Here is an 11900-nt window from a genome sequence, read left to right as displayed (position 1 = left end):
GATTGACCTATCGTCATCGCATGGCTGGGGCGCGATCGCCCTCACCTGACTTCCGCCCGGGGCTCAGCTCGTTGCACCGCGGGTATCATCGCCCATGCTCCTCGCCGGACCACAGCCACGTGCCGCAGCATCCAGGTGTGAAGCCAACCAGCGAGGATCACGGACACGATCGTGATCACCAGACCGGCGATCAGGTCCGCGACGTAGTGACCGCCGACGATCGGCGTTGCCAGGATCATGCCCAGATTGACGAGCGTCATCGGGATGCGCAGCCAGCGGATGTTCCAGCTTGCCCAGATCAGGATCAGGGCTGCCGCGCAATGGAAGCTAGGAAACGCGATCAGTCCCTTGCCCTGGAAATTGCGCAGGCTTCTGAGGCTTCCTTCGCGAATCCGGATCAGCTCATCGATCCAGCCGTCGGACGACAGCGGCAAATTCCGGAACGAGGATATCTCGGTATCGCTGAGATGCAGATGGGTCCACGCCGTGGTGGCCGGAACCAGGGCAAAAATCCCAATCGTCAGCAGCAGTGATATGATCGCCGCCAGGATGAATTTCTCAAGCGTCTTGACATCCTTCTTGATGGCCAGCGCCAGGATCACAACGTTGGGCAGATAAAAAATCGAGTTATAGAATTCGCTCACGAAGCGGACCATCGTGTCCGAGCCCGCGAAGAACCCCGCATAAGCTCTCCAATCATATCCGATCAGCTGATCAGCACGCAGCAATTGGTCGTCGATCAGGGGACGGCCGACTGTCGCGGCGGCATAGGTCAACATCGTCGCGGCGATCGCAACCACCAGATTCTGCGACCAGCAGTTTATGAACAATTGGACGAATTGGATTCGCAGTCCCTTTGTCACGAGGTAGGCGCTGAGCAAGATCGCTGCCATCCCGCCATAGCCGGCCCAATTGACATCGACGTGCCGGAATCCGGACCAATGGAAGGCAGCAAAGCAACCAGCCAGGAACAGCAGGACAGGCGCCCATAGCACGCCCCTCAGTGCGTCATCGTTCGGGTTGTGACTGCCTGTCGCTAAATCTGTGGTTGCCATACCCCCATGTTGCGTCAATTCATTAAGATTGCCTTGCGAGCGGCCGGTACGCGCTGGGAATATCCGCATGCGACAAACATGGGACGCGGCGCCTACTTCTTTGCAGACGTCTTCTCGCCCGCCCCGCCCTTGCCTTCCGCCTCCAGCGCCGCGCGGACGCGCTTGAATTCGCTCAAGTCGGCCTTGTCGACTTCGGGGAATTTCAGGTCGAGCCCGTCGAGGGCGTTGACGATGGTCGAGCCGATCACGACGCGGGCGAACCATTTGTGGTCGGCCGGCACGATGTGCCAGGGCGCCTCTTTGGTTGCGGTGTGATGGATCATGTCCTGATAAGCGGCCTGATATTTGGCCCACAGCTTGCGCTCGGCGACGTCGGCCATCGAGAACTTCCAGTTCTTGGCCGGCTCCTCGAGCCGGTCGAGGAAACGCTGGCGCTGCTCCTCCTTGGAGACGTTGAGGAAGAATTTCAGGATCACGGTGCCGTTGCGCGACAGATAGCGCTCGATCGACGCAATGTCCTCGAAGCGTTCGCGCCAGATGTTCTTGGTCACCAGCTTCTTCGGGATCTTCTGCTTGTCGAGCACTTCCGGATGCACCCGCACCACCAGGCACTCCTCGTAATAGGAGCGGTTGAAGATGCCGATGCGGCCGCGCTCCGGCAGCGCGATCATGGCGCGCCACATGAAGTCGTGGTCGAGCTCCCTGGTCGAAGGCTGCTTGAAGGAGGAAACCTCGCAGCCCTGCGGATTGACGCCCTCGAACACGCTCTTGATCGCGGAATCCTTGCCGGCGGCATCCATGCCCTGGAAGATCAGCAGCAGCGACCAGCGGTCCTGGGCGTAGAGCTTCTCCTGGAAGTCGTTGAGCCGCTTGCGGTTGGCCTCGATGATCTTGCCGCCGGCGTCCTTGTCGATGCCGCCCTTCTCGGCGGTCGGATACGATTTGAGGTGAAATTCGCCCGACCCGTCGAAGCGGAACGGCGCGACGAAGGGCTTCAGTTCATCGGCGAGCGATGGGGACGGTTTGTTGCTCATGGCTTCTCGACGGCTTGCGCGGCGATTTGATCCGGTCGATCACGCTACCAAGAATGCCCTTGGGCAGGAAGATGATGAACAACACCAGCAGTACGCCATAGACCAGATTGTCCCAGCCGACCGCCTTGGTGCCGAAAGAGATGCGCAACACCTCGGCCAGCACGATGGTGATGACGGCGCCGACCGTCGGTCCCAGCGCGACATAGACGCCGCCCACGATCGCCGCGAACACCATCTGCAGGGAGACCGCGATGCCGCTCACCGTGTCGGGCGAGATGAACATCTGGTACTGGCAGTAGAGCGCGCCCGACAGCGCGGTCATCAGCGCGCTGATCAGGGTGATCTTGAGCTTCTCGGCGGTGACGTTGACGCCCGCGGCGGCGGCGGCATCCTCGTCTTCCGAGATCGCCTCCATGGCATGGCGGATCATGCTGCGATCGATCGCGCGCCAGATCACGAGGCCTGTGATCCAGACCGCGAGCGCGATCAGATACCAGGTGGTCTTCTCGTCGAATTGCAGCGCGAGCAGCCCCTTGCCGCTCGGGGCGCGCCGCGGGGTGTAGCCGAGCGAGCCGCCGGTATAGTCGCGGGTCGCGGTGATGACCTGCAGCACGATGCCCGACAGCGCCAGCGTCACCAGCACGAAATAATGCCCGGTGATGCGGAAGCGGAAGCAGGGATAGGCGACGACGAGCGCGAGCACGCCGGCGGTTGCCATGCTGAGGGGAATGCCGATCCAGGGCGACACGCCGAGATGGTTCCACAGCAGCGCGGTGACATAGGCACCGATGCCCATGAAGCCGCCATGGCCGAGCGAGACCAGGCCGAAGCGCCCCATGATCGACCACGAGGTGTAGGCGAACGACCAGATCAGGATCAGCACCAGCACGTGCAGATGATAGGGATCGCGATGCACGAAGGGCACCGCGACGAGCGCGATCAGCGCGATGATCCAGCCGGCGGCTTGCCTGTTCACGAGCGCCTCGCCAGGAGGCCCGCGGGCCGGATGAACATCATGACGATGAAGAAGGCAAAGGCCAGCACGTAACCCCATTCGAGATCGGAGAACAGGCCGCCGAGCGAGATGATCTCGGCGAACACGAAGGCGGCGATGAAGCCGCCGATGAAATTGCCGAGCCCGCCGAGCACGCAGATCAGGAAGGTGATCGGCCCGAACGACAGGCCGACGAACGGATGCACGTCATATTGCAGCACCAGGAGGCAGGCGGCGAGGCCGGCGAGCCCGCCGCCGATCGCCGAGGTGACGAGATAGATGCGCTTGGGATCGACGCCCATCAGCGGCATGATCTGGCGGTCCTGCGCGATGGCGCGGATCGCGGTGCCGGTGAAGGTGCGGGTCAGGAACAGATAGACGCCGATCATGCCGAGCAGCGCGGCAGCGAACGACAGCAATCGCGCGTAGCTGAAATTCATCTCGCCGAGCGCGAGCACCGGCAGGCGGATGCCGAGATTGCGGAAGTCGATGCCGAAGGCGACGGTGGCAAAGCTCTGCAGGATGAACAGCACGCCGCCGGTGGCGAGCAGCTGGTTGATCGGCGGCGCGGTCAGGAGCGGGGCGATCACGAAGAAATGCAGCGCGGCGCCGAGTAGCGCCACCAGCAGGATCACCAGCGGCGCGGCGGCCCAGTATGGCAGGCCGTAATACTGCACGAGATAGTACATGCCGTACATGCCGATCATGACGAGTTCGGCGTAGCAGATCCAGGTGACGTCGATGACGCCGAAGATCAGGTTGAGCCCGAGCGCAAGCAGCGCCAGCACGCCGCCGAGCAGGATGCCGTTGATGACGGCCTCCAGCAGGTAGATGTCGAAGATGTCGAGGAAGGATTGCATGGTGGCTCTGCCTTAGACCGAGGCGTCGTCATCTGGCCGAACTCGAACTAGCGCAACCGTCATCCTGAGGTGCGAGCGGAGCGAGCCTCGAAGGATGCACGGCCCGTCTGTGGCCGATTCATCCTTCGAGGCGCGCAAGAGCGCGCACCTCCCGAGCGAACGCAAACGCGTTCGTCCGGGGATGGCGGGGAAATATGTGAGTGCGCTTGCTCGATTCACGATCATTACCCCCTCACACCCCGAGATACGCCTGCTTGATGGTGTCGCTCGCCGCGAGCTCCGCCGCTGACCCGGCGGCGCGGATGCTGCCGGCTTCCAGCAGATAGGCGCGGTCGACCACGCGCAGCACCTGCTGCACGTTCTGCTCGACGATCAGGACCGTCAGCCCGCTTGAGCGGATGCGCTTGACGAGCTCGAACACCTGCTGCACCACGACCGGCGCGAGGCCGGCCGACGGCTCGTCGAGCAGCAGCAGTTTCGGGTTCGACATCAGCGCACGGCCGATCGCGCACATCTGCTGCTCGCCGCCCGACATCGTGCCGGCCATCTGGTGCTGGCGCTCCTTCATGCGCGGAAACAGCTCGAACACGAACTCCAGCCGCTCGGCGTAATGCGCGCGGGCACCGGGCATGTAGGCGCCCATCTTCAGGTTGTCGGCGACGGTGAGCCGGGGAAACAACCGGCGATTTTCCGGCACATGCGCGATCCCGAGGCTGACGATGCGATGCGGAGGTGTCGCGATGACGTTCACGCCTTCCATCGCGATCGTGCCCCTGATCGGGCGGATCAACCCTGAGATCACCCGCATCAGGGTGGTCTTGCCGGCGCCATTCGGGCCGATCACGCCGACCGCTTCGCCCGCCTTGACGTCGAGACTGACGTCGAACAGCGCCTGGAAGCTGCCATAGCCCGCGTCGATCGATTTCAATTCCAGCATGCGCTCACGCCCCGATCCGGCGCCGCGCCTGGGCTGCGGCCGCGGCTGCGAGGCTCGCATCCGCATCGGTGCCGAGATAGACCTCGATCACTCTTGCGTCGCCGGCGACATCGGCCGGCAGGCCCTCGGCGATCTTCTCGCCGTGATCGAGCACCATCACGCGATCGACCACGCGCATCAATACGCCCATGATGTGCTCGACCCAGATGATGGTGATGCCGAGCTCGTCGCGGATCCGGCGCAGCATGCCGGCGGCCTGGTCCATCTCGGCCTCGTCAAGGCCGCCAAGGCTCTCATCCGCGAGCAACAGCTTCGGGCCGGTGGCGAGCGCCTTGGCGAGCTCGAGCTTCTTCAACCCGGCGGCGCCCAGGCCCTCGACGCTGGCGTGACGATCGGTCGGCAGCCCGACCATCGCGAGCGCCCGCTCGGCCGCCTCCTCGGCCTTGCCGCGGCTGTGGCGGCCCTGGCCGTAGAAGCCGGCGAGCACGACGTTCTCGAAGATGCTGAGGCGATGGAACGGCCGCGGGATCTGGAAGGTTCGGCCGATGCCACGGTTGATGATCCGGTGCGGGGCGAGCCCCGCGATCTCGTGGCCGTCGAACAGGATCGAGCCGGAGGTCGGCGGCAAGGTGCCCGACAGCATGTTGAAGATCGTGCTCTTGCCGGAGCCGTTCGGGCCGATCAGGCCGAGGATCTCGCCCTGCTCGACGCGGAACGACACGTTGTTGACGGCACGAAAGCCGCCAAACCGCTTGACCAGGCCTTCGACGGCGAGCACGGCAGTTCCCTTCGCGAGCGAGCTATTTGTAGCTGTAGGTGGTGCCGGCCGGCAGCGGCAGCTCGGTCTCGCGCTGCATCTGGCTCTTCGGCCACACCACATAGGATTTGTCGTCGATATATTGCAGCACCACCGGGAACGAGCGCGCGTTCTGCCCGGCATACTGCTCTCCCTCGCCGTAGAACTTCACGCCGTAGCCGAGCATGGTGCCGCCCTCGGGTATGTCGGTGTCGAGCGCGGCCTTGCGCAGCGCATCCGGATCGACGCCGCCATACTTCTTGATCGCGCGCGGCAAGACGTCGTCGAGGAAGACATAGGCGTTGGCCGCGCCGATGCCGACATGGGCGGATCGGATCGGCACGCCGGGCTTCAGCCGGTCAAACTCCTCGCCGACCATCTTGATGACCGGCGGCAGCTTGGGATCCATGTTCTTCTGGTTGGCAAGCCAGATCGAGATCGGGTCGGTGTTGAAGAGATAGTTGGCGTCGGTGCCGAGCCCTTCCTTCAGCTTTTCGTAGACGCCGTAGCCCGCGCCATGGCCGACGATGGCGCCGAACTTCAATCCCTGCTCGCGGGCCTGGCGGAACAGCAGGGTAATGTCCGGATTGTAGCCGGTGTGGAAGATCACGTCGGGCTTGGCGCGCTTCAGCTTGGTCACCAGCGCCGACAGATCGGGCGCGGTCGCCGAATAACCCTCCTTGAGCACGATGTTGAAGCCGGCCTTCTTGGCGCCGGCCTCATTGCCCTTGGAGACGTCGACGCCATAGGCGCCGTCCTCATGGATGATGGCGACGCGGAGATCCTTCGGCTCCTTGCCGAACTTGGACATGGTGTATTGCGCGATGAAGTCGGTCGTCATCATGCCGTACTGGTTGCCGGCGGCCTGCGGACGGAACACGTATTTGTAGTTCTTGCCGTCGAACACGCCGGAGGAGATGCAGGTCGTGATCCACATGAACTTCTTCATCTGCTCGACCCGCGCCGACACCGGCACGCATTGCGCCGAGGAGAAGAAGCCCATCACCATGTCGACCTTTTCCTGCTCCAGCAGGCGGACGGCCTCGTTGATCGCGATGTCGGGTTTGCTCTGCGCGTCGGCATAGACGGCCTCGACCTTGTAACCCTCGACGCCGGTCTTGGCGTAATGGTCGAGCATGATCTTGACGCCGGTGTATTGCAGCTCGGAGCCGCCGCCGGCCAGCGGGCCGGTCAAATCGAAGATCACGCCGATCTTGATCTTCTTGTCCTGCGCATGCGCTGCATTGGCCACACCAAGCGCCGCAAGCGCGACAGATAGACCCGCAAGCCAGCGGGCAGCCCTCCTGACCGGCATGAATCCCTCCCCAGAGATTGTGCACTGCATTTTTTGTTGTCGTGCCGCCCTATCACAGGGGGAGCGGCCGATGATGTCAAGCGCGATGGCTACGTCCGCACCGCGCAGGCTTGCGCAAAGTTTCGGCGGAACGGTGCCGACGCACGGTGCTCGGGCGCGCGCGTGGCAGCGGCAATTTATCCGCGGGGCCGTTCCATGCCGGCCCGTTTGATGGCCGCGAGCAAGATATCGCTGTCCGAGACAAGAAAATCGATCAGGCGCTTGGCGGCTTCCGGCGCTTGCGCGTCGCTGACGATCGCGGCCGTGAAGGTCTGGACCAGCTGGAAATCTGGCGGCAACAAACCGACAACTTCGATGCCGCCCTCCTGAACCAGTTCGCTGGTCGGGCCGATCGAGAGATTTGCCTTGCCTGCTCTCAGCGCTTCGGCCGCTTCGGTTCCGCGCGCCTCGAGGGTGAGCCTGACCGTGTCCGGCAAGTTCAGCCTGGGGAAAACCTTGTCGCGGACGTACTGCCCGCTCGTGCTGCTCGGCGCCACCACCTGGCCGGCATCGATCAAGGCTTTCCTGAACGCGACATCATTGCCGATGTCCGGCTTGCGAGAGCCTGCTCGGACCGCCGCGGCCAAAGGTGCGGTCGCCAGTCCGACTTCCGATCCCACACGAATTCGGCCATCTTCGATCAGACTTCGAAGTCCCTCACGCGAAAGGATCACCACGTCCGCTTTGGTGCCGTTCGCGAGCTGGTGCCTGATCGTCTTCGGACCGGTGCCCTCCGACGCGCCAGATCCAGTCTCCACCCTGATGCCCGTGCTCCGCTCGAATTCAGGCAGCACGTCGCGGTAGACCGCGGCGAATCCACCCGAAATGATGACCTTGATCGTGTTGGGGCCATCGGCGATTGCCGGTGTCGACGCAGCGGCAGCGGTGCCTTGCTCGGTCATTGCGCATTCCGTTGCCTAGGCCGGCAGCTGCGTCTCGATGAATGCGGTGACGAAGCGCGGCATTGCGGGAGTGAGATCGGCGCGGCTGCGCACCAGATGGATGCCAGCAAGCTCGGGATTTGCCTGGCGCGCGAGATTGGCCTCGATCCGCGCCCGCAGCGCGTCACCGGGCATATCGACGCGCAGGATCCGCATCATCGCAAGCGCAGGCCCGGTGTAGATGCAGTGCCAGTCGGCGTCGCCGCGGCAATCCGACGGCAACAGTCCCGTCTCCTCCTCGAGTTCGCGCATCACGCTGCCGGCGATATCGACCGTGTCGCCCCTGATATCGTCGAGGTCGGGCGTCCCTGACGGAAAATAGATGCGTCCGGCATTCGCGGTCTGCTCGCCCATCACCCCGCACACGAAGGCACCGTCGCTGGCGAGCAGCGCGCCCATGCCGAAACCGTTGAATACCTCGCTGTCCGGAAAACCCCAGTCGCGCCAGGCGAGGAAGCTCGCGAAATCGGTCTCGAAATAGCTCGCGCTAAGCCGCTCGCCGGCGAAGACCGGATCGCGCCCGAGCAGCACGCGGCCGTTCCACAGGTTCGGGTTCAGCCGCTGCTGCTCGGCGAAATGCGCGTCAATCTCGACGCGCCGCTCGTCCGCAAACGGCCAGGGACGCCGCTGCAAGGCAAGGTCGAGCGCGGTGACACGACAAATGAGCGGAGACTGCATATCCGAACGTGTTTACTTCGCGTTTCCGGTCGTCTTCTTGACCTGGTCGACGAACTTGTTGGTGTAGGTCTTGGTGACGTCGATGCCGGCCTTCGCGACATCGGGTGACCCTTCGCTGAACACCGCGAGCACCGCCTCTGCGCCCTTGGGGTCCATCTTGCCGGTCTCGGAATACATCGGGATCGTGTTCTTCAGGGCCGCGAGATACTGCGCCTTGTCCTTGCCGACGAGCTCGTTGGGCATCTTGGCCATGATGTCTTCGGCGCTGTGCGAATGGATCCAGGCCAGCGTCGCCATGATCGCATTGGTCAGCGCCTGCACCTCCTTCTCGTGGCCGTTGACCCAGGCCGCGGTCGAATACAGCGCGCCGCCGGGATATTCGCCGCCGAACACCGCAAGCGTGTCGTGCTGGGTGCGGGTGTCGCTGAGGATCTTGAGGTCCTTGTAGCTGCCCTGCAGCACGGTGACGGCAGGATCGAGCATCACGGCGGCGTCGATCTGGCCCTGCTCCATCGCGGCCACCGCAGTGGCGCCGAGGCCGACGCCGATTACGGCGGTGCCCGTAGGATCGAGGCCGTTCTTCTTCAAGAGATATTTCAGGAAGAAATCGGTCGAGGAGCCCGGTGCGCTGACGCCGACCTTCTTGCCGGCGAGATCCTTGATCGAGTTGATCTCGCCGGTGTGCTTCGGCGACACCACCAGCACGAGGCCGGGATAGCGGTCATAGACCACGAAGGCCTGCAGCTCCTGCTTCTTGGCCGCAAGATTGACGCAGTGGTCGAAATAGCCGGAGACGACGTCGGCGCTGCCGCCGAGCACGGCCTTGAGCGCATCCGAGCCGCCCTTGAGGTCGACCAGTTCGACCGCGAGCCCGGCCTTGTCGTATTCGCCGAGTTGCTTGGCCAGCACGGTGGGCAGATAGCACAGGCAAGCGCCGCCCCCGACCGCGATGGTGATCTTGCTTTGCGCCGCGGCAAGGCCCGTGGACAGGGTCAGCGCCAGCAGCATTCCGGCAAGCTTGCCAAGCAGTTTGTTCATGACGTCCTCCGTTCGACTGGCCGGCAAGATAGAGGAGCCGGCAGGCCTTGAGAAGGCGACTTTCCGACAGCTGGTCAAGCCTGCGGGGGGGGGGGGGCGGCATAGCATCGCGGATACAAGAAAACGCAGAAGAAGCGCCAAAACCATAAGTACCAAGAATACTTCAAGGGAAACATCAAGGGAGGTCTTCATGAATCGTATTGCAACCGCGCTGTCGATCGCTACCGCCTTTGCCGCGAGCTGTGGCATCACCCATTTGCTGCGGCCGGCGCTCGCCGCCGAAAACATCACGGCGCGGGTCATCCACACCGGCGAGATGGAGGGCGACAAGCTCGGCGACGCCAACAAGGTCGGCTTCCGTTCCAAGATGTTCGTCTCCGCCGACGGCGCCACCGTCTCTATCCAGGACGGCAATGTGCCGAAGCACATGCATCCCAACACCAACGAGATGCAGTTCGTCCTCGAAGGCACCGGCACAGTCTGGCTCGGCGACAAGGAAGTGACGGTGAAGCCGGGCGACCTGATCGTGATCCCGAAGGGCACGCCGCATGGCGGCACCAAGCCGAACGGCCGCGCCATCAAGGCCATCGCGATCAAGACGCCGCCGCAGGCGCCGGATGATACCAAGCTGCTGGATTGATTACGGCCATCCTCAACGTCATTGCGAGCGAAGCGAAGGCAATCCATCTCTCCGGATAGGCGGACCCATGGATTGCTTCGTCGCTTCGTTCCTCGCAATGACGAAAGTCGCGCGCGCGCCAGCGCCGGTTCCATGACATGACACTTGACAGATAATTCACTTGCCTCAAGTTCGTTCGCTCCATAATATGACGATCGTCATTTAATAGAAAGCTAGACCCATGAGCCTGGACGATCACCCCACGGTCAGGGCTGTGCGCGCTCGCAGCAGCGAACCGGTCCGCGACGTCCCGGTTTCATCGGAACTGATCAAGGACATCGCGCGCAGATGCGGAGCCGATGATGTCGGCATCATCGAGTTCGAACGGGCCGCCATCGCGCCGCAGCGGGACTTCATTCGCAAGGTCTATGGCCGGACGCGCTCCCTGCTCGCGATCGTCTGCCACATGAACCGCGAGCCGGTGCGCTCGCCCTCGCGCTCGGTCGCCAACGAGGAATTCCACAGCACCTACGATCACGTCAACGAAACCGCGCGTGCCATCGTTCGCGCGCTCGACGAGCACGGCATCCCGGCCTGCAACTCGGTTGCCGCGTTCCCGATGGAGATGGACCTGCCCAGGATCATGATGGTCCAGCACAAGCCGATAGCGGTGGAAGCCGGTCTCGGCCGCATGGGAATCCATCGCAGCGTCATCCACCCGAAATTCGGCAGCTTCGTCCTGCTCGGCACCATCCTGCTCGGATGCGAGGTCGACGCGCATGACCACCCGATCGACTACAATCCCTGCCTGGAGTGCAAACTGTGCGTCGCGGCCTGCCCGGTCGGCGCCATCAAGCCGGACGGCGGCTTCGATTTCCTGTCCTGCCACACCCACAACTATCACGACTTTCTCGGCAACTTCTCGCAGTGGGTGGAGAAGGTCGCGGATGCAAAGGACGCAAGGGATTATCGCGCCCGCGTTCCCCGCACCGAGACGCTAAACATCTGGCAATCGCTGTCGTTCAAGCCTGGCTACAAGGCGGCCTATTGCATTTCGGCTTGCCCGGCCGGCGAAGACGTGATCGGCCCCTTCCTCCACGATCGCGACGCCCACTTCTCCGATGTGGTGCAGCCGCTGATCGACAAGGACGAGTTCGTCTACGTGATCCCGGATACCGACGCCGAGGACACGGTGACGCGGCGCTTTCCGCACAAAAAACTTCAGCCTGTCACGTCTGGCCGCCATACCGGCAGTCTGCAGGCCTATATCTTTTCGCTCTCGCTCGGATTCCAGCGCGGCAGGGCCCGAGGTCTGGATTTCGTGACGCATCTGCGCTTCACCGGCACGAGCGCGCTGGACATGACCGTTGCGATCAAGGGCAAGGATCTCCAGGTCGTGCCGGGACGGCATGTCGGAGAGGCGGCTCTGACCATCACCGCCGATACCCAGGCCTGGCTGCGCGTGCAGAACCGCGACCTCGAACTGGCCGACGCGATTGCCGCGAAGCTGGTGAGCTACAGCGACGAAGCATTGTTCGCCGCCTACATGCGGTGCTTCCCGCTCTGAGCCGCAGCGTAGGTGCGTAGGGTGGCT

Annotated in this window: 12 protein-coding genes; 2 read left to right on the top strand and 10 right to left on the bottom strand. The window is 63.4% G+C overall.

Going from position 1 to position 11900, the window contains the following annotated elements; translation table 11 throughout:
- Positions 1–41: 41 nt before the first annotated feature.
- From J2R80_RS19005 to J2R80_RS18960, 10 genes are all read right to left on the bottom strand, one after another.
- A complete protein-coding gene (locus tag J2R80_RS19005; protein WP_253639124.1) occupies positions 42–1055 on the bottom strand; it encodes a phosphatase PAP2 family protein in 1014 nt (337 codons plus the stop codon).
- A gap of 92 nt (positions 1056–1147) precedes the next feature.
- Entirely contained in the window at positions 1148–2089 is a 942-nt protein-coding gene (locus tag J2R80_RS19000) for a polyphosphate kinase 2 family protein (RefSeq protein ID WP_057015076.1), read from the bottom strand.
- Positions 2055–3065: a branched-chain amino acid ABC transporter permease gene (locus J2R80_RS18995; protein WP_229190073.1), complete on the bottom strand. Its 1011-nt coding sequence runs from the start codon at positions 3063–3065 to the stop codon at positions 2055–2057. The genes J2R80_RS19000 and J2R80_RS18995 overlap by 35 nt, the downstream gene beginning before the upstream one ends.
- A complete protein-coding gene (locus tag J2R80_RS18990; protein ID WP_057015074.1) occupies positions 3062–3943 on the bottom strand; it encodes a branched-chain amino acid ABC transporter permease in 882 nt (293 codons plus the stop codon). Before J2R80_RS18990 ends, J2R80_RS18995 begins: the two co-directional genes overlap by 4 nt.
- Positions 3944–4175: 232 nt before the next feature.
- On the bottom strand, positions 4176–4880 hold the full coding sequence (locus tag J2R80_RS18985) for an ABC transporter ATP-binding protein (protein ID WP_092090331.1): 705 nt from the start codon (positions 4878–4880) through the stop codon (positions 4176–4178).
- A gap of 4 nt (positions 4881–4884) precedes the next feature.
- Positions 4885–5658, bottom strand: a complete 774-nt coding sequence (locus J2R80_RS18980) for an ABC transporter ATP-binding protein (RefSeq protein ID WP_229190070.1) — start codon at positions 5656–5658, stop codon at positions 4885–4887.
- 22 nt (positions 5659–5680) lie between these two features.
- On the bottom strand, positions 5681–6991 hold the full coding sequence (locus tag J2R80_RS18975) for an ABC transporter substrate-binding protein (RefSeq protein ID WP_253639123.1): 1311 nt from the start codon (positions 6989–6991) through the stop codon (positions 5681–5683).
- A 176-nt stretch (positions 6992–7167) separates the two neighbouring features.
- On the bottom strand, positions 7168–7932 hold the full coding sequence (locus J2R80_RS18970; RefSeq protein WP_253639122.1) for a substrate-binding domain-containing protein: 765 nt from the start codon (positions 7930–7932) through the stop codon (positions 7168–7170).
- A 15-nt stretch (positions 7933–7947) separates the two neighbouring features.
- Positions 7948–8649, bottom strand: a complete 702-nt coding sequence (locus J2R80_RS18965; protein WP_253639121.1) for an NUDIX hydrolase — start codon at positions 8647–8649, stop codon at positions 7948–7950.
- Between the two features lie 12 nt (positions 8650–8661).
- Positions 8662–9687, bottom strand: a complete 1026-nt coding sequence (locus J2R80_RS18960; RefSeq protein ID WP_253639120.1) for an ABC transporter substrate-binding protein — start codon at positions 9685–9687, stop codon at positions 8662–8664.
- 190 nt (positions 9688–9877) lie between these two features.
- Between J2R80_RS18960 and J2R80_RS18955 the strand changes: the two genes are divergently transcribed.
- Together J2R80_RS18955 and J2R80_RS18950 are read left to right on the top strand one after the other, a co-directional pair.
- Entirely contained in the window at positions 9878–10327 is a 450-nt protein-coding gene (locus J2R80_RS18955; RefSeq protein ID WP_253639119.1) for a cupin domain-containing protein, read from the top strand.
- 220 nt (positions 10328–10547) lie between these two features.
- The gene (locus J2R80_RS18950; RefSeq protein ID WP_253639118.1) at positions 10548–11873 is read left to right on the top strand and encodes a 4Fe-4S binding protein; all 1326 of its coding nucleotides are present in this window, start codon (positions 10548–10550) and stop codon (positions 11871–11873) included.
- The last annotated feature ends 27 nt before the right edge of the window (positions 11874–11900 follow it).

The organism is Bradyrhizobium sp. USDA 4541, from assembly GCF_024171085.1.
In the GTDB taxonomy this organism is placed as follows: Bacteria; Pseudomonadota; Alphaproteobacteria; order Rhizobiales; family Xanthobacteraceae; genus Bradyrhizobium; species Bradyrhizobium australafricanum.
This window is presented reverse-complemented; position numbering and strand designations above follow the sequence as displayed.